Below are 23,035 nucleotides of genomic sequence, written 5' to 3'. Positions count from 1 at the left end.
TTACGTTGCGCCTTGCCAGACACTTTCAGGAGAACTGCAATGAGCGATAACCACACGTACAAAAAAGTCGAAATCGTCGGCTCTTCCACCACCACCATCGAAGACGCCATCAATAACGCACTGGCCGAAGCCAGCAAAAGCCTCAGCCATCTGGAATGGTTTGAAGTGACCGAAACCCGCGGCCATATCGAAAACGGCAAAGTCGCGCACTTTCAGGTCACGTTGAAAGTCGGCTTTCGCATCGCGGCCAGCTGATCATCACCTGAACCTTTCGACTGGCCGATTGCCATAACCTGCGCTACACACAGATATGACCCTGTCAGGATCGATGTGTGAGCGCGGGGATGTTCAATGGGCGCCTGTTCCGATGGCGTCTGCAGTTGGCCGGACGAGAGGGATTACCCATGAAGAAGTTTTTGTTGGCTGTAGGCTTGTTGAGCATTGCAGGCACCGCCCTTGCGGCAGGCAAGCCATGTGACGAGTTGAAAAGTGAACTCGATGCCAAGCTCCAGTCGAAGGGCGTAACGTCCTACACGCTGGAAGTCGTCGAGAAAGGCAGTGCAGCCGGCAAGCAAGTGGTCGGCACCTGCGAAGGCGGCACCAAGGAAATCGTCTACCAGCGCGGTTGATGACTGATCGAGCCTGATTCAGGTCAGGCCGGTCAATCCCGTTTGCAGGTTTCACGAACATGATCGCCCCGGACTGGTTACAGTCCGGGGCGATCGTGTTTTTGGTCGAGCACTTTGCGATGCTGCTTCTCGGTTTCAGGATTCGCCTAGCCGTGTGCGACCTGCGCGAGAATCTCGTAGGACCGCAGCCTGTCTTCATGCTCGTACATGTCGCAGGTAAAGATCAGCTCGTCGGCATCGGTCTGCTCAAGCAGCACGTCCAGCTTGGCGCGGATCTTCTCCGGGCCGCCGACCATCGCCAGCCCCAGGAAGCTCGCCACCGCTTCACGTTCGTGTGGCAGCCACAGGCCGTCCATGGAATCGACCGGTGGCCGCTGCATCAGACTGTGCCCGCGCATCAGCGCCAGAATGCGCTGGTAGACCGAGGTGGCCAGGTATTCAGCCTGCTCATCGGTATCGGCTGCCGACAGCGGAACCCCGAGCATCACGTAGGGCTTGTCGAGCACGGCCGAGGGCTGGAAGTGATTGCGGTACACGCGAATGGCCTCGTGCATGTAACGCGGTGCGAAGTGCGAAGCGAACGCATAAGGCAGCCCGCGCATGCCCGCCAATTGCGCGCTGAACAGGCTCGAGCCCAGCAACCAGATCGGCACATTGGTGCCGGAGCCCGGCACTGCGATCACTTTTTGATCAGGTGTGCGCGGCCCCAGGTACTCCATCAGTTCAGTGACATCATCCGGAAAGTCTTCGGCGCTGCCGGAGCGCTCGCGGCGCAAGGCACGGGCGGTCATCTGATCGGAGCCCGGCGCGCGGCCCAGGCCTAGATCAATTCGATCAGGATAGAGGCTGGCCAGGGTGCCGAACTGCTCGGCAACCACCAGCGGCGCGTGATTGGGCAGCATGATCCCGCCAGCGCCCACACGAATGGTTGAAGTGCCCCCGGCCAGGTACGCGAGCAGCACGGAGGTCGCCGAACTCGCAATGCCGTCCATGTTGTGGTGTTCAGCCACCCAAAAACGGTTGTAGCCCAGCTTTTCAACGTGCTGAGCGAGGCTGAGCGAATTGCGCAGGGATTCGGCGGGCCCTTTGTCGTGGCGCACGGGCACCAGATCAAGGGTCGAAATTTTTACATCTGCCAGACGTTTCATAGGCCGGGGTAGCTCCTCGAATTGAGATGGGCTGGCTGCTGGAGCTGCCCAAGATGAAGCAGCAGTGCGGGCGCAAGTCGGGCTTTTCAATGGCAGTCGGGTAAAAACCTACTTAAACAGTAGGTCTTTCCGACGGTTGAACTTTCCAGAGCGGTCTATCCTCAGAACCTTGTAACAGCATTGAACCAATTCATTCCAAAAGGAGCCACCATGAGCATCGTCAAGAAAGCATCCGCCCACTGGGAAGGTGATCTGAAAAGCGGTATCGGCAGCATCTCCACGGAAACCGGCGTGTTGCGCGAAGCGCCTTACGGCTTCAAGGCACGTTTTGAAGGCGGCAAAGGTACCAACCCCGAAGAACTGATTGGTGCGGCCCACGCGGGCTGTTTCTCGATGGCACTGTCCATGATTCTGGGCGACGCAGGCCTGAAGGCTGACAGCATCGATACCAGCGCCGAGGTTTCGCTGGATCAGGTTGAAGGCGGTTTCGCCATCAGCGCTGTGCACCTTGTCCTCAAGGCCAAAGTGCCAGGAGCAACACAGGAACAGTTCGACGAACTGACCAAGAAAGCCAAAGAAGGCTGCCCGGTTTCGAAAGTGTTGAACGCCAAGATCACGCTAGACGCCACATTGGTGAGCTGATCCTCGGTAAACCTGGCGGGGGCGCCTTGTGCGCTCCCGTATCTGCTGTATAAAGCTGGCTGCTTCATCTGTCATGCGTTGATTGGCGCATGGTTTGATTTTGATCAGGAGTCGAGCATGAAACGTTTTATTCTGGCAGCAACCTGCACTTTGCTGGCAACCAGCGCCCTGGCGGCCCCGAAATCCTGTGATGAACTCAAGGATGAAATCGAAGCCAAGATCCAGGCCAACAATGTCACGTCCTACACACTGGAAATCGTTAGCAACGAAGAAGCCACCGACCCGAACATGGTCGTCGGCAGCTGCGAAAACGGCAGCAAAAAAATCATCTACCAGCGTAATGATCGCTGATCAGATGCAGTGCACACCGCCCTCTTCTTCCTCTTCGGCCACTACGTTGCGTTTCTCATCGTAAAGCCAGGCGTCGACACTGTTCGCCAGTGAGCGCACCTCCAGCATGTAGTGCTGCCCTGCAGCGAAGTGCTTGTAACGAACACTGACGTAACAGGTGATCTCGGTGTACTCATCACCGATCATCCCCATCCCGCCTGAGCGGTATTCGTAGTCATAACGCACCTGCAACTCATGGCTGCCCGGCGTCACCTGAAAATAGCGCCCGTCGTAGGTGTTCTTGCCATCCAGTTTGTCGGCCATGATCAACTGGCCGGTGAGTGTGCGCATGTCGATCCACGCCATGTTTGGATCAACCGCAGGCAGGGGGCCGGCGCATCCGGCGAGGGTTGCGAGGGTGAATGCGATTGTTAAAGTGAGAAAACGGCTTGGCACCTGAGTCTGTACCTCTGCTTAAAAAGGTTTAGTGGCGACTGTTGACATGACCTGTTGTTGGCCATTCATCCAATCTGCCGAAACGATGCAACGTGTTTCAGTCAGGCGTTGAATAACGGCAAAATCGCTTTTCAGGTTTCGTGAAAAGATCGGCTCATGATGAGCAATTCGATTTCGAAGCAACCGGATTTGCTCAAGATCAGCTGCGATCTTTGCTCGGTGTGTAGATACAGTGAAGCATTTTTCCAGGTTTGGAAAAAAACGGTGTAAGTAAGGTGCCCAGAGACGGCCCTCAAACCGTTTCGTGAACATTTTTTCCCAAAACACAAATTTCAGCTCCGCGATAACAGACCCGGTTGTGGAACATTTTTGTCTGGCTCTTGCAAGCTCTTGCTTTGGCTTGAAAGTCGGGCCTGTGACATCCGGCAAGCTCTGCTCGAAACCAGGGCTCCACGGCCATCGAGGGCCGTATACCGAAGCAATTGCGTCGGCAACGCCGTTACGGACAATTACCTCACACAGGTGCAAAGGTGTAAGAAATGCTCCAGAGACGAGGGCGTTCCAGGCATATAACGTTACAGCCTCATCGAGTCCCCGGCCCACAGCAAGCGCTGCATTTTCATAGGTTGAAATCCGGGCAGAAGAAATGGACAGTCTGATTGCTTTTGCAACTTCTAGAGTCGACATTGACGACAACTGCGAATTTCCTTATAGTCAGCTCACTTGCCGAGGGCTTAGCTGGCTTATGCCTCCCCCCACGGACAGATGATACAGCAATACCCAAAGCTCACCCATACGGTGGGCTTTTTGTTGTGTGCGGTAATGAGCGCAGCCCTCGCTGAGGGGCGGAATATGCGGTGTCTGAACGAAGCTCTTTTCCGCAGAGCCCCAGTCAATGGCCTGGTCCCATGGTGTGCTCCGAAGTACCTCATAAACTGGAATTCAGCTTTCGCGAGCCTCTGACGGATCGCGATTGGCGATCCGCCTTGGCTCACCAAAGCGCCACCACTCACCCATTACCAAACATCTGCCACAACGACGCCCCCACTCCGGTAATGCTTTCCCCGGCGATCAGCCCCGCTGCCGCAGTAATCGCGAAACGTTCGGTGAGACTGGCCCAGCGACCGCTGACTGTCCACGTGAGCACCGCGCCAAGGGCCATCATCAACGACACCGAAGCCGGCAAGACAAACGCCAGGCCCAGCGCAGCGGCGCTTGGCAAGTAACGGGCGCGACGGGCGGGCAGCGTGCTGTCGAGTACCCCAAGCAACAGGCCCGTCAGGCCTGCAATAAAGATGGCCCAACGGATGCTCGCTGATAACGAGTCCAGCCCGTGGGTCAGGGTTTGCGCCACAGCCTTCCAGGTGGCCACTGCCGGAGCGGGCCACTCCTCAGTGAGCAACATGCTTTGCGGGTCTGGAATCAGCGCCATATAAGCCAGCACTCCGACGATACTGCCGACGAAAATCCCCAGCGTCTGTGCGACCAACTGTTTGCGTGGCGTGGCCCCGATCGCCTTGCCCACCTTGAAGTCGTTCATCAGATCGGTGCATTGCCCGGCCGAACCGCCCGCCGTGTTGGCGCTCATCAGATTGATCGTTACCTGCCCTGGCGCGACGATGCCGAAGCTCAGTTGCGATAACTGCCCGATAGCACCAATGGGCGGAATGCCCGTCGCACCAACCACCCTGGCGGCCACCGCTGCCAGGCAAATGGCTAGAGGAATGGTCAACAGTGCCATCCACAGATTGATGCCGAACAACAGCGCCTGCAGGCTCACCACCAGAATGATCGACAACAGCAGACCGAGTGCCGGCCCCGCCTTAGGCACGGCCCAGATCGTCCCGCTGTTCGCTTTGGTGGACCTGTGCAATCCCCATAAACGAATCGCGAGCGACGCCAGCGTCGAGCAGACCATCAAACTCACACCCGGCCACAGCAACCACTCCACCAGCGCCGCGAACTGCGGGCCACTGCTGCCGGCCGGTAACGTCACCAGCCCTTGCGCCAATAACCACGGCGCCAGCCCGCCCCACGCCAGCAAGGCACCGAGCAACAGCGTCACCCCCACACGAATGCCGATGATTGCACCGAACCCCACCAATAACAGCGAAGGGTCTGCGGTAAACGTCAAACGCTCCAGCGACGCACTCGGCGACCAGCGCGGGAATGCCCACACAAACGTATCGACCCACTTCGCCAACCCGGACAGCAACGCAGCATTGAGCAACACCTTCAACCGCGTAGCCGCTTCCCGGCCATGGTTGTAGATGTGCAGCAGCGTCTCCAGCGTCGCCATGCCCTCCGGGAACTTCAGCGATGTGTCATTGAGCAACGACGGCCGTAAATACCATGCAATCCAGATCCCCAGAAAACTCACCGAAAACACCCACGCCATCATCGGAATCGCATCCAGCTGCTGCCCCGTCAACAAGGTATAAGCCGGAATCGGCGCCACCAACCCACCGGAAATAATCGACGCCGCCGCCGACGCTACCGTCTGATTGATATTGCTCTCGTGCAACGTCCACGGCGGCTGATGGGGCGAGCGTTTGGCCAGCCCTTGCCAGATGGCGTAACCGATCAGCAGCGCAATGATCGACATGTTGAACGACCAGCCGATCTTCAGGCCTGCGTAGACATTGGAAGGGGTTAGCAGGATGCCCAGAACGATGCCGGTGATGACGGCACGCAGGCTGAGTTCGCGCTGGACCGGGGGGATTTGCGGGGTTGGGGCTGTAGGCATGCGAAGTCCTTTCGGCGGTTGGCGTTGAGGATGTTACAACTACGGCATTAGAAGGGAGTGTTGAGGTGGGGGACGGTTCAGGAGAGGCATGGCCTCTCGGCATTGTGTAATGTCGTTTCCGTGGCGCAGCGTCTTACGGATAAACCCGCCTATGCCGGCAGGCTTGTAGCGCCCGCCAATGACAATGGGCATTCGAATGTCCTTACAGTCACCGTGCCATCCGGCGCCTGCGAATCCATGCAGCCATGTGGTAACCGCCTCCTGCGGTAAACACGATTGCGAACAGGCCCGTCAGCAGGCTCACGCCCCATAGCGCGCCCTGGTCTTCAATGATCGCGGTGCTGGAGGGGGCTTCGCCGAGGTAGAGCACTGTCACCGGGTCGCCCACCGAATAGCCGAATATAAAGCCGCCTTGGGGGTAGCTGACCGCTTTGCCCACAGCATCGGTGAAGTCCACTTGTGGGTGGCTGCCGCCCGCATTCAGGGCGCTGACATGCCCTTCAGCGCGTTGCGCCTGGGCCAGGAAGTTAATCCGGTCAACGACCAGGCAAACAGTAAGGTAGAGCAGGCACAGGCCCAGCGGGATGAAAATCAGCGCGCGGGGCAGATCACCTCGGCCGGAAGTGGGTGTTTTGGTCATGGCAGGTCCCTTGCGTTGTCCGTAGCGCCAGCCATTACAGTGAACCGGCCGGAGTCTGTCAATTGGATACGGTTAACAAGCAGCGCAATGCGCCGTTTCATACCCTCACAACACTTGCACACCCGCACACCCGCACACCCGTCCGGCATAACATCACCGTATCCACACCACCAAAGCCCTGCCCTCCATGCCCATACCCTCTGCCTCACGCCTTCGCCACCTGTTCGCGCTAACGGCCCTTACGCTGCTCGCCGGTTGCTCCAGCGTTTCCTACTACGGCCAGTTGGCGCAGGGCCAGTGGCAGTTGCTGCAGGCGCGTGAGCCTGTGGAGAAGATTATTGCCGACCCGACTCGGGACGCAGGCTTGCGCGAGCACTTGGCTCGGTCACAGTTGGCGCGCAGGTTTGCCAGCGATCATTTGCATCTTCCGGATAACAAGAGTTATCGCCTGTATGCGGATCTGGGGCGGCCTTATGTGGTGTGGAATGTGTTTGCGACGGACGAGTTTTCGCTCGAGCCGGTGACGCACTGTTTTCCGATTGCCGGGTGTGTCGCGTATCGCGGTTATTACAGCCCTGGCGGGGCGCGTGGCGAGGCGGCGTTGCAGCGCCAGGCGGGCAAGGACGTTTATTTGAGTGGCGTGGAGGCCTACTCAACGCTGGGCTGGTTCGATGATCCGATTCTCAGCTCGATGCTGGGTTGGGGCGACGAGCGCTTGGCGACGCTGATTTTTCATGAGTTGGCGCATCAGCGTTTTTATGTGAAGGACGACACCGAGTTCAATGAGTCCTACGCCAGTTTCGTCGAGCAGGAAGGTACGCGGCAGTGGCGTGCTGCCCGGGGCTTGCCGCCGGAGAGTGTTTCTCAGTCGGCGCGGCGTGATCAGTTCATTCGGTTGGTGCTGGAGACTCGCGAGCGGCTAAAGGCGCTTTATCGTCAGCCGTTGTCGGCAGAGGTGATGCGGGCGCGCAAGGCTGCGGAGTTCGAGCGGTTGCGCCGTGATTATCGGCAGATGCGTGATGAACAGTGGGCGGGCGACAAGCGTTTCGATGGCTGGGTCAACGGCCCGATGAACAACGCCAAGTTGCTGCCGTTTGGCCTTTATGATCAGTGGGTGCCAGCATTTGCGGCGTTGTTCAGGCAGGTCAATGGCGATTGGCCGGCGTTTTATCAGGCGGTGGAGGCGCTGGGCGGGCTGCCGGTCGAGTCGCGCAAGACGGCGCTGCGGCGGTTGATGCACTGAGCGCGATCATCGTTACTACGCTCCGCGTGGTAATGCCTTTCTGGACGCTCTGCGTCCGGTCTTGAGTGAGCGGCGCTGCGCAGATTTGTAACGCAGAGCGTCACGGGATGCATTCCTAAGCTGGAGCGTAGGAATGATAGTTACGGCTTATCAAACCCCTCAGCCAGATGCTGGTCCTTGAGCTTCACGTAGTTGGTGGCGCTGTACGGAAAAAAGGCGATTTCCTTTTCGGTCAATGCACGCGCCTGTTTGACTGGCCTGCCGACATACAAAAAGCCGCTTTCCAGCACTTTGCCCGGTGGCACCAGGCTGCCTGCGCCGATGATCACTTCATCTTCCACCACTGCGCCATCCATGATGGTGGTGCCCATGCCGACCAGGATGCGGTTGCCAATGGTGCAGCCATGTAGCATCGATTTATGGCCGATGGTCACCTCGTCGCCGATCAGCAGCGGGAAGCCGTCGGGGTTGAAGGGGCCGGCGTGGGTGATGTGCAGCACGCTGCCGTCCTGCACGCTGGTGCGCGCGCCGATGCGGATGCGGTGCATGTCGCCGCGTACGACCGTCAGCGGCCAGATGGAGCTGTCGGCACCGATTTCGACGTCACCGATAACCATCGCTGAATGATCGATAAAGGCCCGTTCGCCGAGGGCTGGGGTGTGGTCCTGAAACTTGCGAATGGCCACGATAGGCTCCTTCTTTGGCAGTGATAGACGTCTGGAACAGGTTTGGGTGCTGCGCACGGCATCGATTGTAATTAAGATGGCTGAGTGTTTCTTCCAGGCAAGGTGCAAAACCGTGAGCGCGAACAACCCTCTTCTGCAATCGTACGACCTGCCACCCTTTTCGGCGATTCGTGCCGAACATGTCAAACCTGCTATCGAACAAATCCTGGCCGACAACCGTGCCGCGATTGTCGACATCCTCAGCAAACAGGGCTCGACGCCGACCTGGGCCGGGCTGGTGTTGACCATGGACGAGCTGAACGACCGCTTGGGCGCTGCCTGGAGCCCGGTCAGCCATCTGAATGCCGTGTGCAACAGCCCTGAACTGCGTGAAGCGTATGAGTCGTGCCTGCCGGCATTGAGCGCCTACTCCACCGAGATGGGCCAGAATCGCGCACTGTTTCAGGCTTATGAAGCGCTGGCCAACAGCCCTGAGGCCGCAGGCTTTGACGTCGGTCAGAAGACCATTCTGGAGCAATCGCTGCGCGACTTCCGCCTGTCCGGCATCGACCTGCCGCCCGAGCAGCAGAAACGTTATGCGCAAGTGCAGAGCAAATTGTCCGAGCTGGGCAGCCAGTTTTCCAACCAGTTGCTCGATGCCACTCAGGCCTGGACCAAGCTGGTCGCTGACGAGTCCGCCCTCGCCGGCCTGACCGATTCTGCCAAGCAACAGATGGCCGCAGCTGCCAAGGCCAAGGACCTCGAAGGCTACTTGATTACCCTGGAATTCCCGAGCTACTACGCGGTAATGACCTACGCCGAAGACCGTGCCCTGCGCGAAGAAGTCTACGCAGCTTACTGTACCCGTGCTTCGGACCAGGGTCCCAACGCTGGCAAGAACGACAATACGCCGGTGATGGAGCAGATTCTCGATCTGCGCCAGGAGCTGGCGCAGTTGCTCGGCTACGCGAACTTTGCCGAGCTGAGCCTGGCGACCAAGATGGCAGAGTCCAGTGATCAGGTGTTGAGTTTCCTGCGTGATCTGGCCAAACGCAGCAAGCCGTTCGCTGCTCAGGACCTGGAGCAGCTCAAGACTTATGCGGCCGAACAGGGTTGCCCGGACCTGCAAAGCTGGGACAGCGGTTTTTACGGCGAGAAGCTGCGCGAACAGCGTTACAGCGTTTCCCAGGAAATCCTGCGCGCCTACTTCCCCATCGATAAGGTGCTCGGCGGCCTGTTTGCCATCGTCCAGCGTCTGTACGGCATCGAGATTGCCGAGCAGAAAGGCTTCGACACCTGGCACCCGGACGTTCGTCTGTTCGAGATCAAGGAAAACGGCCAGCACGTCGGGCGTTTCTTCTTTGATTTGTATGCTCGCGCCAACAAGCGTGGCGGTGCCTGGATGGATGGCGCCCGTGATCGTCGTCGCACTGCGCAAGGTGCGCTGCAAAGCCCGGTGGCTAATCTGGTATGCAACTTCACGCCGGCCGCTGCCGGTAAGCCTGCGCTGCTGACCCACGATGAAGTCACCACCCTGTTCCACGAATTCGGTCACGGCTTGCACCACCTGCTGACCCGCGTCGAGCATGCGGGTGTTTCCGGTATCAATGGCGTGGCATGGGATGCGGTCGAGTTGCCGAGCCAGTTCATGGAAAACTGGTGCTGGGAGCCTGAAGGTCTGGCGCTGATCTCCGGTCATTACGAAACCGGCGAGCCACTGCCGCAGGACCTGCTGGAGAAAATGCTCGCCGCCAAGAACTTCCAGTCCGGTCTGATGATGGTGCGTCAGCTGGAGTTCTCGCTGTTCGACTTTGAATTGCACGCCACCCACGGTGACGGGCGCAGCGTGCTTGATGTGCTGGAAGGCATTCGTGACGAAGTGTCGGTCATGCGTCCGCCTGCCTATAACCGTTTCCCGAACAGCTTTGCGCACATCTTTGCAGGCGGTTACGCAGCCGGTTACTACAGCTACAAGTGGGCCGAAGTACTGTCTGCCGATGCGTTCTCCAAGTTCGAGGAAGACGGCGTGCTTAACGCCGAAACCGGTCGGGCGTTTCGCGAAGCCATTCTGGCGCGTGGCGGCTCACAGGTGCCGATGGTGCTGTTCGTCGACTTCCGCGGACGTGAGCCGTCGATTGACGCATTGTTGCGTCACAGTGGCTTGAGTGAGGACGCGGCAGCATGACCGATACACCGGCAGTCATTACCAAGAAACGCTTCATCGCCGGGGCTGTATGCCCGGCGTGCAGCGAGCCTGACAAACTCATGATGTGGAGCGAAAACGACGTGCCGCACCGCGAGTGCGTCGGCTGCGGGTACAGCGATACGCTCAACGAACAAGGTATTTCGATACCCAAAGAGCTGGGCACGCGGGTTAACAAGGCGGTGGTCAAACCGGCGGATCCGAAGGTCCAGGGCGTGCAGTTTTTTCCGAATCCAAAGTTGAAGAAGCCGGTTGATCTGGGATGAATTGATCTGCGTGTTTCACGTGAGGCGTTTTAACTAAAAGGTTCGCTCGTTTGAGCGAACCTTTTTTTATCAGCCCCTCGCCGTCGAGGCTCTCAAGAGCGGAATCACCAATCGGCAAGCTCCCCCACCTTTTTTCTGAACGCCAGCGCCAAGTCATGGAGCACGTCTTCGTCCCTGCCCAATTCGCCTTCTATTATCTTGTATCGCCCGTGAGGGTAGAGTTTTATCAGGGCATGTTCTTGCAGTTCATCTTCCTCGTAAAACTCAATGGCTATTACAGGATGGTTATGTCGCTCAGTATCTTCAGCCCACAACCGAATCTCGTACTTGACCATCACCCACCTCTTTTTCAGGTAAATGCGCCTGTACCCGATAGCCGAGTTGGCGTTTCGCTACACTAGGCTTGAATAAAAAGTGCGTCTACTGACAGAACTGACAGGTGGTTTTTTGTACATGAAGGAAAAGCATCTAACGATGGCAGAAATAACGCTGATTAGTGCAGTCTGGACAAGCGGCGGGTGCCGCTTGCCCTTGAGCAGGTGTATAGCTTCAGGCTGATGCCTGCAGCCTGCGTTTCTCTGCCAGCACGCTACGCCCGTAAAGCACGGCAATGGCAGTAAGGGCGATGGCCTGTGCACCGAGCGAGTACAGGTCGGCGTGAATGCCCAGCCAGTCGAACTCGAAGAACGGCACTGGCCGGGTACCGAAGATGCCAGCTTCTTGCAGGGCCTTGACGCCATGCCCGGCGAACACCACCGACAGCGCACACAGCAGTGCAGCGTTGATGCCAAAGAACAGCGACAGCGGCAGTTTCGCCGAGCCGCGCAGAATCACCCACGCCAGACCGACCAGCAGCACAAGTGCCGTGGCGCCGCCCGCCAGCACTGCGTTGTGCCCGGCTGGTCCTGCCTGCAGCCACAGGGTTTCGTAGAACAAAATGACTTCGAACAGCTCGCGATACACCGAGAAGAACGCCAGCACCGCGAATCCGAAACGGCCACCGCCGCCGACCAGGCTGCTTTTGACATAGTCCTGCCAGGCAGCTGCATGGCGACGGTCGTGCATCCACACGCCTAGCCAGAGCACCATCACGCTGGCAAACAACGCGGTGGCCCCTTCCAGCAACTCACGCTGTGCGCCGCTGACGTCAATGACATAAGCCGCCAGTGCCCAGGTCCCGAGACCGGCCAGCAGCGCCAGGCCCCAGCCCACGTTGACGCTGCGCACGGCGGACTGTTGGCCGGTGTTACGCAGGAACGCCAGAATCGCCGCCAGCACCAGAATCGCTTCCAGCCCTTCGCGCAGCAGGATCAACAGGCCTGAGATGTAGCTCAGCGAAAGGCTCAGACCATCGCTGCCCAGCAGGCCTGCCGACTCTTTGAGTTTGGCTTTGGCCACCTCAAGCTTTTGCTCGACCTGTGGTAGCGGCAGGCTGTCCTGCAATGATTGACGGTAAGCCATCAGGCTCTTTTCGGTGTCTTTACGGACGTTGGCATCGACGTTATCCAGCGAGCTTTCGACCAGCTCAAAACCTTCCAGATACGCCGCCACCGACAAATCGTAGGCCTGCTCGCGATCACCCGCCTTGTAGGCCGCCAGGCTCTTGTCCAGCGTTACACCGGTGTAATCGAGCAGTTGCGCCGGGCCGCGCTGCACCTGCGGCGGTTGTGCGCGCTGGGCGCGGAAGGTCGCTGCGGCGTCCGGGCCTTCCGCAGCCTGTACCTCGGCGGGGGTTTGACGGGCCAGGTCTGCCAGGTTGAACGCCTTGGTGGCAGTGGCCACAGGTTGCGCGCTGAAGCTTGCGATAGAGGTCGCGATGTCCCAGCGCTGGCGATCATCCAGCTGGTCGGCGAACGCGGGCATATCGGTGCCGGCAATGCCAAGGCCGAGGGCGTTGTAGAGATCGTAAAGACTCAGGCGATCCAGCCGCGCAGTGTCACGCAGGTTCGACGGCGGCGGCTCCAGACCGATACCTGCCGGGCCGTCACCTGCACCGGTGTCGCCATGACAGACCGAGCAATGCTGAGCATACAGAGGCGCGCCACGGGCTGGGTCTGGCGTGATGGCGGGTGCCTGGCTGACCTCATAGGCCACAGCCAGTTTTGCCGCCAGTTGCCGTGCCTGACGCGCAACCTGTGTGCCGTCCTGTTTGCTGCTCACGGCATTTTTCAGCTGCGCAACAGCCTGTTCCAGATCCGCGCGCTCGGCGCGTTGCGGCAGAGCGAGCACAAGGCCTTGTAGCGTGGTCAGGGCTTCAATCTGCTGCTGGTAGTCGGCAGCTTCGACAACCTTGCCATCCGCCACGCTGGCCGGGTAGTCAGCACCCAGATAATCCAGCAGGTGCAACGCCTGGGCTGCGCCCTCGACAGGGTCGGCCAGCGCGATGCTACTGCACAGCGTCAGTAGTGGCACCAGCAGCCAGACAAGGAAACGAGAACGGAGGGGCATTGCAGAATCTCAACAAGAATGCGATGCGTTGCATTGTTCACTCCGCAGGAGTGCTACTCAAGAGTCGAGATGGATTTTTGTTACTGAATTTTACGATCAGCCCATATGGGTTCCTGAAACAGTGCCTGATGCCCTGTTTCAGGTGATCGGGACACGGGCAAAAGCCGGTGTGCGGCCGATTCAGGCCGTGCCGCGGTGCAACGTCGCGAGAAAACCGGCCGCGCCGACGAACAGGCTGGCAAAGGTGCGGTTCAGGCGACGCTGTTGGCGAGGGGTCTTGAGCGCACGCAACACCTTCGACGCCAGCCCTGTGTAACCCGCCATGACGATCAGATCGACCACGACCATGGTCGCGGCGATGATCACGTACTGCATGAACAGCGGAGCAGTCGGCTCGATGAACTGCGGCAGGATCGCCAGGATGAAGATCAGCGCCTTGGGGTTGCTGATGTTGACCAGAAAACCGCGGAACACCAGCGTCATCGGCTTGCCCACCGGCCGCACGGCGGATTCGTCGGCAAGGTCGGTGGGCGATGCGCGCCACTGTTTGATGCCCAGATAGACCAGATACGCCACGCCGAACCACTTGATCAGCGTGAAGGCCATCTCGGAAGCTGCCAATACCGCGCCAAGCCCGGCCGCGACAATCGCGATCTGCGCCACCAGCGCTATCTGCAGCCCCAAGGCATTCCAGTAGCCGCGCAGGAAACCGTATTGCAGGCCGCAGGACATCGAGGCGATGGCACCCGCGCCAGGAGAGAGGCTGATAATCCAGCAGGCCGCAAAAAAGCCCAGCCACGTTTCAAGTGCCATTGCGCACCTCGCGAAAGTCGAATGTTCGATAAATTAATGCGTGTTGTTTCGCAAAGCCAATTATTTCTAGTCCTGCTCATCCGCCGGTTTTGCAGCCACCATCTGCGGGAACAGATCACTGCCGCGCCAGCGACGCACCGACTTCTGAAAGAACTGGCTATTGGGCACCTGAACCAGCGCGCCGCCGGCTTCCGGGGTCTCGATCAGGGTGGTGAACATCAGGTTGATGGCGACCACCCTGCCCTTCACGCCGGGCTTGTCCAGCGTATCGACCAGCTCGACCATGTCGCCAATGCGGAACGGGCCGATGGTGAAGATCAGAATGGCGCAAAGCAGGTTCGACAGCACGCTCCACATTGCGAAGAACGCGACAGCCGCGACCGCGACAAAGCCGGACAGCGCAGTCCACAAAACCGTTGCCGAAACACCAAGCCTGCCCAGCACGAAGACGAAAGCGCTGCCCATGATCAGCCAGCGCAAGCCGCCGCGAACCGGCACCAGCAGCTCCGGCGGCAGCGGATAACGTTCGCCCAGCCCGGTCAGAAAGCCGCCCACGACGCGTTGCAACACATAGCCGGCCAGCAGAATCAGCAAAATCTGCACGCCGATCAACAGCGGTTCTATCCAGTAGGCGGATATCGGCAACCCCAGGACTTCCATCAGACTTCTGCCTTGATCACGACAATGCTTCCAGCTCGGCCTGCATAGACTCGAGCAATTCCAGTGCTTGCATCCAGGCGTCTTCCAGCTCGGACTCACGCACTTTCAGTTTCGCCTGCTCGGCCAGCAGATCGCGCAGCTTGTCCTTGTTGGCAGCCTCATAGTTGGTGCTGTCCGCCAGTGCCTCTTCGACCTTGGCGAGTTTTTCATTCACCAGGCCGAGGTCGCGCTCCAGCTTGTCGGCTTCGCGCTTGTGCGGGGCCAGTTGCTGACGCAAGGCCGCTGCCTGTTGGCGCTGGGCTTTTTTGTCGGTCTTGTCGGCATTGACCGGCGTGTTGCTGACCGGCGCGTTGCGCAGTCGGTAGTCCGCCAGCCAGCGCGTGTAGTCATCCAGATCGCCGTCGAACTCCTGCACGCGGCCGTCGGCCACCAGCAGGAAGTCGTCGGTGGTGCTCTTGAGCAAGTGCCGATCGTGAGACACCACCAACACCGCACCGCCAAATTCCTGCAGGGCCATGGTCAGCGCCAGACGCATTTCCAGGTCCAGGTGGTTGGTCGGTTCGTCGAGCAGCAGCAGGTTGGGTTTTTCCCAGGCAATCAGTGCCAGCGCCAGGCGGGCTTTTTCACCACCCGAGAAATTCAGCACCGGCTCGTCCAGACGCGCGCCACGGAAGTCGAAGCCGCCGAGGAAGTCGCGCAGGGTCTGCTCACGCTCGGTCGGTGCCAGGCGCTGCAAGTGCAGCAATGGGGTGGCCTTGGCGTCCAGTGAGTCGAGCTGATGCTGGGCGAAGTAGCCAACCGTGAGGTTTTCACCACGCACCAGCCGGCCGCTCTGCGGCTCAAGCTCGCCAGCCAGGTTTTTGATCAGTGTCGACTTGCCGGCGCCGTTGGGGCCTAGCAGGCCAATACGTGCGCCCGGCGTCAGTTGCAGCTTGACCTTCTCCAGGACGGTCTTGTCGCCATAACCCAGGCGCGCGTCGGACAGGTCCAGCAGCGGGCTGGAGATCTTGTCCGACTCACGGAAGACGAAGTTGAAGGGCGAGTCAACGTGGGCAGCGGACAGCTCTTCCATGCGCTCCAGCGCCTTTATGCGGCTCTGTGCCTGGCGGGCCTTGGTGGCTTGTGCCTTGAAGCGCGCAATGTACTTCTCCATGTGCGCACGTTGCACTTGCTGCTTCTCGTAGGCCTGTTGCTGCTGGGCCAGACGTTCGGCGCGGGCCCGCTCGAAGGCGCTGTAGCCACCGCGATACAAGGTGATCTTGCGCTGCTCGACGTGAGCGATGTGATCAACCACGGCATCGAGAAAGTCCCGGTCGTGGGAAATCAGCAGCAAGGTGCCGGGGTAACTCTTGAGCCAGTCCTCAAGCCACAGAATGGCGTCGAGGTCCAAGTGGTTGGTGGGCTCATCGAGCAACAGCAGGTCTGAAGGACACATCAACGCCTGCGCCAGGTTCAGGCGCATCCGCCAGCCGCCGGAGAAGCTGCCAACCTGACGTTCCATCTGCTCGTTGGTGAAGCCCAGGCCCGCCAGCAGCTTGCGCGCACGCGCGTCGGCGGTGTAGCCGTCGGCACTGTCGAGCTCCGAATGCAGGCGCGCCTGAGCAGCGCCGTCCTGCGCCGCTTCGGCCTCGGCCAGCGAGCTTTGTACTTCGCGCAGGCGCTCATCGCCGTCCAGCACGTAGTCCACTGCCAGGCGTTCGAGGGTATCGACCTCCTGACGCATGTGCGCGATGCGCCAGTCGGCGGGTAGCAGGCAGTCGCCGGCGTCGGGCGTCAGCTCTGCGCGCAGCAAGGCAAACAGGCTGGATTTCCCGGCGCCATTGGCACCGATCAGGCCGGCTTTATGGCCGGCGTGCAGGGTCAGCTCGGCGTCTTCTAGCAGACGTTGCGGACCACGCTGTAAGGTAAGGCTCTGAAGTCGAATCATAATGGCGGCGGAGTCTACCAGCTTCGTCCTGAACAGGTGGATCACTATGCCTTCAGCGCTCTGGAGTTTCACCCTCGATTTCTACGCCCGACCGGGTGTGGAGCAGGCTTGTCTGACGCTGCAAGCCAACGGGGGCAATGTGTGCATGGTGCTTTGCGGGGTCTGGCTCGGTGCGCGCGAAGTGGCCTGCACCGCGCAACGATTAGCACAAATAAGACAATTGGCGACGCCCTGGCACGACGATGTGGTGCGTCCGCTGCGTAATTTACGCAGTGAATGGCGAAATGCGGCACTTGAGGATGTTGCGCTTGGCGGGTTGCGAGCAAAGGTCAAGGCGCTGGAACTGGAGGCCGAGCAGAGTTTGATGGCACGGCTTGAGGGGCTGAGCGCAGATTGGCCCGCTGGCGAGGCAAGGGATGCCGAGGAGTGGCTGATCGGGCTTGTCGATGAACGTGCAGAAGGCTGTGTCGAGGGTCACCGCGATGCGCTGCATGTGCTGCGCATCGCGGTGGGGCGTAGCGACGACCAGCTTTAGGAAGCGCTGGTTGGCGTTGCATTGTCGGCAGGTTTTGCCGATGCAGCGGCCGGTGCGGCAGGTGTCGGCTTGGCAGCGGCTGGCGCTGGTGTTGCCGACTTGGCGGCAGCTGGCTTGGCAGCGGGCTTGACGGCAGCAGGTTTGGTCACTGCTTTCACGGGCGCTTTGGCAGGCGCTTTCACAGCGGGCTTGGCGACCGCCGGCTTGGCAGCAGCTGGTTTGGCAGCGCTGCTCGCAGGTGCCTTGGCCGCAGCAGGTGCTTTGGTGACGGCAGGTTTGGCAGCTGGCTTAGCGGCAGTCGATTTGGCTGCAACGGGCTTGGCGGCTGCGGCTGACCGTGCTGCTGGCTTGGCTGCGGTTTTTGCCGGGGCCTTGACCACTGCAGGCTTGGCAGCCGGTTTTGCAGCGACCGCAGGTTTGGCTGCAGCTTTGGCAACCGGCTTGGCAGCGGCTGCTTTCACCGGCGGCTTGGCAGGTGCTTTGCTCGGAGCTTTTGCGGGGGCCTTGGCAGCAGGCGCCTTGGTTGCGGCTTTCGGGGCTGCAGGCTTGGCGCTGCGGGTGGTCAGAATCTTGCCGACGGCTTCTTTTACGCGACCGATACCCTGCGCAAGCTTGAGGCTCTCTTGAGCATCACGCTTGAGGTGCAGAATGTAGGTGCGGGTTTCAGTCTGGCGCGATTTGAGCGCATCAAGCAATTCTTCCAGTTCAGCCACGGCATCTTTGGCCTTGGTCTGTGCCTTGGATTTTCCGGCGGTGGCAGCGTCCTGCAGTTTGATGCGGGAGTTGTGCAGTTTTTCCTGCGCCTTGCCGCGTTGTTTCTCAAGCTTGGCGAGCAGTTTTTCGGCATCAGCCAAAGCTTGGGAGCATGCGTCTTCCAGATGTTCTAGCAAGCTGCCCGATAATTGTTGGAGCAAATGCAACGGAGTGTTTACTGGCTTCTTTTTGGCCGACATGACTTACCTCCTGGGTGACGAAATTGCGGCTCATACTAGGCTTCTGCGCGCATCGCCGCTAGGGCATCTTGACACCACCGAAGGGGCGCTGTTGCATACTGTCAAAAATGATTGCTTGATACGATGCGCAGGCATTGTGAAATTCACTTCGCAAGACTCGTCACTGCACGCGCTTGCGCTGGCATAATCGCTGCCTTCCCAGGCCGGAGAGCATTAATGTCGCGCTACTTGTTAACGTCGTTGTTCCTCTTGCTACCCTTGGCTCAAGCCGCCGAAGCACCACCGGACAATGATGCTCATGACCTTGCATACAGTCTGGGCGCCAGTCTTGGCGAGCGCCTGCATCAGGAAGTCCCGGACCTTGATCTGAAGGCGTTGGTCGATGGTTTGAAACAGGCTTATCAGGGCAAGCCGCTTGCGCTCAAACAGGAGCGTATTGACCAGATCCTGCGTGAGCATGATGCAGCGATCGCGCAAGCCGAGACCGCAGGTACCGATGCGCCTACCGAAGCCGCCCTCAAGGCCGAGCGCACGTTCATGGCCGGCGAGAAGGCCAAGCCAGGCGTCAAGGAACTGGCCGATGGCATTCTCATGACCGAGCTGACACCGGGCACCGGCCCCAAGCCTGATGCCAATGGCAGAGTCGAAGTGCGTTATGTCGGTCGTTTGCCGGACGGCAAGATCTTCGATCAGAGCACCCAGCCTCAGTGGTTCAGGCTCGACAGCGTGATCAGTGGCTGGACCAGCGCGTTGCAGAACATGCCGACCGGCGCGAAGTGGCGCCTGGTGATCCCTTCGGATCAAGCCTACGGCGCCGAAGGTGCTGGCGACCTGATCGATCCGTTCACACCGCTGGTGTTCGAGATCGAGCTGATCGCGGTTTCACAGTAAGCGCGCCCCAAGCCGAGTCTCCAGACATGCAAAAGGGTGCAAAAGCACCCTTATGGCAACGCTATGGACATGCACCGCGGGCATTCAGACCTGAGCGGCGACTTCTTCCTTGTGGGAGGTGTGCAGCACTTCAATCAGGCAGTCTTCCAGCTCGAAGCGCTCATGCAGCAACTGCCCCAGCTGGTTGAATTCCTTGGCCACGACCGCAGCGTCCGAGCAATCACCCTTGTCGCAACGATCATTGAACGTCAACGCAAACTTGGTGATGACATCGAGACGGGGATAGATCGTGTCAGCCAGCTCGAGCCCGCGCTCGTCGTTGAATGCCCGGGCTTCGTCACCCAGCTGTTCGTAGACTTCGAAGTGCCCGGCCGATACATAGTCAACCAGAATGCCGCAGAAATTCTGCAGGCCTTCACGGTCAGCTGCCAATGCCTCGGGTGTGTCGCCCAGTGCATCGTAAGCCTCGATCAGTTCGAGACGACTTTGGAGCCAGCGATCAATCAGCTTGTTGACTCCACCCCAGCGTTCCTGAGCATTCTGACAACTTTCCAGCATGGTCTTCTCTCTTCCCTTCAGGGGTATGCGGTCCTGTGCCGTTCTTGCTGGTCAGCAAGAACCTGGCCTGATAGATGCGTCAGGACAGCATATTTCCAGTGACGCGTGCGGCCCAGATTATGCTCGCTCGACAAGGCCATCAAGGTACGCAGGAGATAAAGTTCATACAAGCGTTTAATACTCGCCCTGACTTTTGCCAGCCAGCCAGTGGCTGAATTCGCTCAAGAGGGGGTACAGCGGCAGCAACGCAATGCCTGTAAATGCCAGCAGACTCCACTCAGGCAACGTGATGCCGAACAGCGACCAGGTGATCTCCGCGCAAAGCAGCGCATCGCTGCGCAGGCGGTCGACACAGGTGTCCAGCGACAACAGCCCCATGACGTGTTCCAGCCGGGCAATGAACGGTATCAATTGATCGGCGGAAGCCGTTTGCAGCCAGACCTGAACACCTGCTGCGCCCACTCCGGCGAGGGCGATCAGTAACAGCCCCAGACTGTAACGACGCCACCCGACCTGGCCCGGCGCGTGACACGTTGCCGTCAGCGCCAGCAGGCCACAACCGACAATGGCAGCCCGTTGCAAAAGACAGAGCACGCACGGGTCCAGGGCAAAGGCTTGCTGCAAATAAAGGGCGGTGCTGAAGATCGATGCACATGCCAGAAAGGCCATGAAAAACAGAAAGCGTGTGCGAGCCAGATACATGGCAAATCCGTAACAAAGGACGAGGCGATTACGGTAGAGGAAAGGGTGCGGCGCTTTCAAGGTGGCGGCGTACGGATGCGTCGCTGTTTACCGAGGAAAACAAGCACACCGTGGTGTGGTTCTTTTACATATCGGTGTAGGACGATTCTTACGCGCTGATTTTTCGGCTGTCGAAGTAAAACGGAGAGCCCTCGCACAGGGCTCTCCGGCAGATTCAGGCCTTGGTCAGCGCCGGCAAAGGACGAGACAAAAAGCGCTCGTCGAGCAGGCCCAGGCCTTCCTGGAACAGCATATTGCTGCGATCCGTCTCGCCCAGTTGCGCCAGCAGGCGTGCGAGCTCTGCGCAGGTCTCCGGGTTGCGCTCCAGACGCAGGCTGCTCTCCAGGTAATCCCGCGCCTTGCCCCACAGTCTGCCTTGCAGGCAGATGCGGCCCAGGCTCAGCAGCAGGCTTGGGTCAGCAGGATGATGTTTGAGCCAGCCCTCTGCCGTTTGCAGTTGCTTCAACGGGTCACTGCCGCGTACCAGCCCGTAGAGCCGCGCCAGATGGCTGTTGTAATCGCGCTTGAGGGCTGCGCGAAGCACCTCTTCAGCCTGAGCCTCGGCACCCAGGCGACGCAGTTGATCGGCATACGCCAGCACCAGTTGCGGTTCCTGGCGTTGCGCGGAGCTAAGCCCCTGCCAGGCCGCTTCCAGCGAAGGCAGGCCAGTGGGCGCGCCTTCGTGTTCATCGCGGTACGCCGCCAGCGTGAGGTTCTCGCCCCAGGCGCGGCGCTCCAGTTCGGCCAGCTCCTTGGGCGGCAGGACCTTGTCCTTGCGCAGTTCCGGCATCAGGCGGATCAGGTCGGACCAGTCACCACGTTGCTGGTACAGGCGCTGCAACTGACGCAGAACCTGCGGGTTGTGCGGGTGACGCTCGTTCATCGCCTGCAGTGTGACGAGTGCACCGTCGGTGTCGCCACGGTCCTGCTGCAACTGAGCGTGATTCAAGGCGACTGCCAGCTCGGCTTGCGGCTGACGTTCCAGTGCGCGTTCCAGCAGCGCGTCGCAGTCTTCGTAGCGACCTTGCTCATTGGCAGCGCGCGCAGCACCAATGTAGTAGAGCAATGGATGAGCATCGGCCTCGGCTGCGCGTTGCAGATGACGTTGCGCGCTGGACCAACGGCCCTCGGCAAGGTCCATCTGGCCTTGCTCGATAGCGATTTGCACGCGGCGACGGCGGTTACGACGCGACCACGGGTTGACCACACGGCCCGAGGTCGTCAGCAGCGTGATCAGCAGCCTCAGTATGGCGATGACCAGCAGAACTGCGACCAGCAGCGCCAGGGTCGCCCACAGGCTCGATTCATAGCGGAAGTTCTGGTACGCAATCAGTACGTAGCCCGAATGCTCGGCCACAGCGACACCGATCAGCGCCGCTGCGACGATCGCGATGAAGAACAGCACATAGACGCGCTTCATCGGCTGGTCCCCTGCTGCGCCTCGGCTGGCTGGCCGGCGGCGTGACGGCGTTCAAGGTAGGCTTGCACCGAGCTCAGGGTCGGGGCCAGGTCGGGGGTCTTGACCGATACCGGCTTGCTGGCCAGCGCCTCAAGCCCCTGCCCAAGCACCTTGCTCTGTGGGTCGTCCTGGTTGAAGTTGGCTTTCAGTACGTTTTGCGCTTCGGTGATGGCCTGGCTGTAGACCTGTGGTTCACCGTTGAGCGCCGCCCATTGCGCCTGCTCCAGTGCCAGGCTCAGGGCCAGACGCACTTGTGCCAGACTTTGCCCTGCCAATACCGGGCGGATGTCCTTGTTAGCGTTGAAATCGACACGGAAGTAATGGGAAATCTCGTCCCACCATTGCGACCAGCGGCTTTGCTCGGTGTTGTCGGCAGTCAGCCCCAGAAGCGACTCGCCCTTGTCTTCGTACTCGGGCGCCAGCTTGTTGAGCTGTACGGCCTGCTCACGCAAGGCGCCTAGTTGCAGAAACAGCCCGGTGCGGTCCGGTTGCTCGACACTGCGCAGGGCGGCAAGGCTCTTGGCCAGTTGCTCGCGGGCAGCGAAGGAGCCCGGATCATCCTGCTCACGCAGAATTTCGTCGGCACCCTGCACCAGTGCCTGGGCGCTGTTGATATCTTGCAGCGCCGAAAGACGCAGGCTGGCCAAGCGCAGCAGATGTTCAGCCTCGGCCAGACGCCAGTCCTTGCGGCTGGCACCCAGAACAGTTTCGAGTCGCTGGCTCAGACGCTGCTGATCGCCCTGCAACTGCGCGACCAGACGGCGACTGTCTTCCAGTTGATTGGCTGGCGGCAATTGCGCGAGTCGCGCGCTCAGTTGCTGGTCATTCTGCGCCAGCACCAGCGTCTGCTCGGCGATGTCCTCGACCTGACCGCGCTGCTGCTGGTGTCCGGCTTGCAGCATACGCAGTTGCCAGACGCCCCAGCCCGCGACGGCGATACCGGCGATGCCAAGCAGCAGCGCCAGAAATACCAGACCGCTGCTGCGGTTGCCGGTCCGCTCGACGCGTACCGGTTCAGGCTTGGATGCAGGCGTTTTCAACACCGATTCTTCGTCTTTAGGCAAGGCTGTTTCGCTCACGTA

At 59.9% G+C, this 23,035-nt stretch carries 25 protein-coding genes; 9 read left to right on the top strand and 16 right to left on the bottom strand.

All coding sequences use genetic code 11. From position 1 onward, the window contains the following. Window positions 1-39 precede the first annotated feature (39 nt). Window positions 40-255, top strand: a complete 216-nt coding sequence (locus PSPTO_RS00820; RefSeq protein WP_005613459.1) for a dodecin — start codon at window positions 40-42, stop codon at window positions 253-255. 149 nt (window positions 256-404) lie between these two features. Then, window positions 405-629 carry a DUF1161 domain-containing protein gene (locus PSPTO_RS00815; protein ID WP_003379418.1) on the top strand — a complete coding sequence of 75 codons (225 nt, stop codon included), beginning with the start codon at window positions 405-407 and terminating at the stop codon, window positions 627-629. Window positions 630-775: 146 nt separating this feature from the next. Here the strand turns inward: PSPTO_RS00815 and PSPTO_RS00810 are convergent, their stop codons facing one another. Then, window positions 776-1,777 (bottom strand): LLM class flavin-dependent oxidoreductase, encoded by a 1,002-nt coding sequence (locus tag PSPTO_RS00810; protein WP_005768139.1) that lies wholly within the window; start codon window positions 1,775-1,777, stop codon window positions 776-778. Window positions 1,778-1,987: 210 nt separating this feature from the next. Here PSPTO_RS00810 and PSPTO_RS00805 point away from each other — a divergent pair, with 210 nt between their 5' ends. Further along, window positions 1,988-2,419: an OsmC family protein gene (locus PSPTO_RS00805; RefSeq protein WP_005768138.1), complete on the top strand. Its 432-nt coding sequence runs from the start codon at window positions 1,988-1,990 to the stop codon at window positions 2,417-2,419. Between the two features lie 117 nt (window positions 2,420-2,536). Beyond that, window positions 2,537-2,770, top strand: coding sequence for a DUF1161 domain-containing protein (locus PSPTO_RS00800; protein ID WP_003379415.1), 234 nt, complete (start codon window positions 2,537-2,539; stop codon window positions 2,768-2,770). On the opposite strand, the gene PSPTO_RS00795 is transcribed toward PSPTO_RS00800, so the two are convergent. The 4 genes from PSPTO_RS00795 to PSPTO_RS00780 form a co-directional block, all read right to left on the bottom strand. Next, entirely contained in the window at window positions 2,771-3,115 is a 345-nt protein-coding gene (locus PSPTO_RS00795) for a hypothetical protein (protein ID WP_005768137.1), read from the bottom strand. A gap of 108 nt (window positions 3,116-3,223) precedes the next feature. Further along, window positions 3,224-3,892, bottom strand: coding sequence for a hypothetical protein (locus PSPTO_RS00790; RefSeq protein WP_005768136.1), 669 nt, complete (start codon window positions 3,890-3,892; stop codon window positions 3,224-3,226). Between the two features lie 322 nt (window positions 3,893-4,214). Beyond that, window positions 4,215-5,951 carry an OPT family oligopeptide transporter gene (locus PSPTO_RS00785; RefSeq protein ID WP_005768135.1) on the bottom strand — a complete coding sequence of 579 codons (1,737 nt, stop codon included), beginning with the start codon at window positions 5,949-5,951 and terminating at the stop codon, window positions 4,215-4,217. A 208-nt stretch (window positions 5,952-6,159) separates the two neighbouring features. Continuing rightward, window positions 6,160-6,591, bottom strand: coding sequence for a DUF3592 domain-containing protein (locus tag PSPTO_RS00780; RefSeq protein ID WP_011103012.1), 432 nt, complete (start codon window positions 6,589-6,591; stop codon window positions 6,160-6,162). A gap of 187 nt (window positions 6,592-6,778) precedes the next feature. Between PSPTO_RS00780 and PSPTO_RS00775 the strand changes: the two genes are divergently transcribed. Next, window positions 6,779-7,834 (top strand): aminopeptidase, encoded by a 1,056-nt coding sequence (locus tag PSPTO_RS00775; protein ID WP_011103011.1) that lies wholly within the window; start codon window positions 6,779-6,781, stop codon window positions 7,832-7,834. A gap of 140 nt (window positions 7,835-7,974) precedes the next feature. Here PSPTO_RS00775 and PSPTO_RS00765 read toward each other — a convergent pair whose 3' ends face one another. Continuing rightward, window positions 7,975-8,520, bottom strand: a complete 546-nt coding sequence (locus PSPTO_RS00765) for a gamma carbonic anhydrase family protein (RefSeq protein WP_011103010.1) — start codon at window positions 8,518-8,520, stop codon at window positions 7,975-7,977. A 112-nt stretch (window positions 8,521-8,632) separates the two neighbouring features. Between PSPTO_RS00765 and prlC the strand changes: the two genes are divergently transcribed. Together prlC and PSPTO_RS00755 are read left to right on the top strand one after the other, a co-directional pair. Beyond that, window positions 8,633-10,684 carry an oligopeptidase A gene (gene prlC, locus PSPTO_RS00760; RefSeq protein ID WP_011103009.1) on the top strand — a complete coding sequence of 684 codons (2,052 nt, stop codon included), beginning with the start codon at window positions 8,633-8,635 and terminating at the stop codon, window positions 10,682-10,684. After that, window positions 10,681-10,968: a YheV family putative zinc ribbon protein gene (locus PSPTO_RS00755; RefSeq protein ID WP_005769461.1), complete on the top strand. Its 288-nt coding sequence runs from the start codon at window positions 10,681-10,683 to the stop codon at window positions 10,966-10,968. The genes prlC and PSPTO_RS00755 overlap by 4 nt, the downstream gene beginning before the upstream one ends. A gap of 104 nt (window positions 10,969-11,072) precedes the next feature. Here PSPTO_RS00755 and PSPTO_RS00750 read toward each other — a convergent pair whose 3' ends face one another. The 5 genes from PSPTO_RS00750 to PSPTO_RS00730 all read right to left on the bottom strand — a co-directional run bounded on the left by PSPTO_RS00750 (window position 11,073) and on the right by PSPTO_RS00730 (window position 16,816). Next, window positions 11,073-11,303: a hypothetical protein gene (locus tag PSPTO_RS00750; RefSeq protein ID WP_005769463.1), complete on the bottom strand. Its 231-nt coding sequence runs from the start codon at window positions 11,301-11,303 to the stop codon at window positions 11,073-11,075. 214 nt (window positions 11,304-11,517) lie between these two features. Then, window positions 11,518-13,416 carry a cytochrome c/FTR1 family iron permease gene (locus tag PSPTO_RS00745; protein ID WP_011103008.1) on the bottom strand — a complete coding sequence of 633 codons (1,899 nt, stop codon included), beginning with the start codon at window positions 13,414-13,416 and terminating at the stop codon, window positions 11,518-11,520. Between the two features lie 180 nt (window positions 13,417-13,596). After that, window positions 13,597-14,229: a LysE family transporter gene (locus tag PSPTO_RS00740; RefSeq protein ID WP_007247202.1), complete on the bottom strand. Its 633-nt coding sequence runs from the start codon at window positions 14,227-14,229 to the stop codon at window positions 13,597-13,599. Window positions 14,230-14,295: 66 nt separating this feature from the next. Next, window positions 14,296-14,889 carry a mechanosensitive ion channel family protein gene (locus PSPTO_RS00735; protein ID WP_005769469.1) on the bottom strand — a complete coding sequence of 198 codons (594 nt, stop codon included), beginning with the start codon at window positions 14,887-14,889 and terminating at the stop codon, window positions 14,296-14,298. Between the two features lie 16 nt (window positions 14,890-14,905). Next, window positions 14,906-16,816 carry an ATP-binding cassette domain-containing protein gene (locus tag PSPTO_RS00730; RefSeq protein WP_046463329.1) on the bottom strand — a complete coding sequence of 637 codons (1,911 nt, stop codon included), beginning with the start codon at window positions 16,814-16,816 and terminating at the stop codon, window positions 14,906-14,908. A 46-nt stretch (window positions 16,817-16,862) separates the two neighbouring features. On the opposite strand from PSPTO_RS00730, the gene PSPTO_RS00725 reads away from it, so the two are divergent. Beyond that, window positions 16,863-17,351: a TIGR02444 family protein gene (locus tag PSPTO_RS00725; RefSeq protein ID WP_005769473.1), complete on the top strand. Its 489-nt coding sequence runs from the start codon at window positions 16,863-16,865 to the stop codon at window positions 17,349-17,351. Here the strand turns inward: PSPTO_RS00725 and PSPTO_RS00720 are convergent. Then, on the bottom strand, window positions 17,348-18,304 hold the full coding sequence (locus PSPTO_RS00720) for an AlgP family protein (protein WP_011103006.1): 957 nt from the start codon (window positions 18,302-18,304) through the stop codon (window positions 17,348-17,350). The genes PSPTO_RS00725 and PSPTO_RS00720 overlap by 4 nt on opposite strands. A 216-nt stretch (window positions 18,305-18,520) precedes the next feature. Between PSPTO_RS00720 and PSPTO_RS00715 the strand changes: the two genes are divergently transcribed. Continuing rightward, window positions 18,521-19,195, top strand: a complete 675-nt coding sequence (locus tag PSPTO_RS00715) for an FKBP-type peptidyl-prolyl cis-trans isomerase (RefSeq protein ID WP_005769477.1) — start codon at window positions 18,521-18,523, stop codon at window positions 19,193-19,195. Window positions 19,196-19,279: 84 nt separating this feature from the next. Here the strand turns inward: PSPTO_RS00715 and PSPTO_RS00710 are convergent, their stop codons facing one another. The 4 genes from PSPTO_RS00710 to PSPTO_RS00695 all read right to left on the bottom strand — a co-directional run bounded on the left by PSPTO_RS00710 (window position 19,280) and on the right by PSPTO_RS00695 (window position 23,032). Continuing rightward, on the bottom strand, window positions 19,280-19,753 hold the full coding sequence (locus PSPTO_RS00710; RefSeq protein WP_005738602.1) for an Rsd/AlgQ family anti-sigma factor: 474 nt from the start codon (window positions 19,751-19,753) through the stop codon (window positions 19,280-19,282). 174 nt (window positions 19,754-19,927) lie between these two features. Then, on the bottom strand, window positions 19,928-20,455 hold the full coding sequence (locus PSPTO_RS00705; RefSeq protein WP_005769478.1) for a disulfide bond formation protein B: 528 nt from the start codon (window positions 20,453-20,455) through the stop codon (window positions 19,928-19,930). A gap of 214 nt (window positions 20,456-20,669) precedes the next feature. Next, the gene (locus PSPTO_RS00700; protein ID WP_011103004.1) at window positions 20,670-21,914 is read right to left on the bottom strand and encodes a heme biosynthesis protein HemY; all 1,245 of its coding nucleotides are present in this window, start codon (window positions 21,912-21,914) and stop codon (window positions 20,670-20,672) included. Further along, entirely contained in the window at window positions 21,911-23,032 is a 1,122-nt protein-coding gene (locus tag PSPTO_RS00695) for a uroporphyrinogen-III C-methyltransferase (RefSeq protein ID WP_046463328.1), read from the bottom strand. The genes PSPTO_RS00700 and PSPTO_RS00695 overlap by 4 nt, the downstream gene beginning before the upstream one ends. Window positions 23,033-23,035 lie beyond the last annotated feature (3 nt).

The sequence above is a fragment of the Pseudomonas syringae pv. tomato str. DC3000 genome, from assembly GCF_000007805.1.
GTDB lineage: Bacteria > Pseudomonadota > Gammaproteobacteria > Pseudomonadales > Pseudomonadaceae > Aquipseudomonas > Aquipseudomonas avellanae.
The sequence above is the reverse complement of the archived record's forward strand: the minus strand, read 5'-3'. Positions and strand labels throughout refer to the sequence as shown.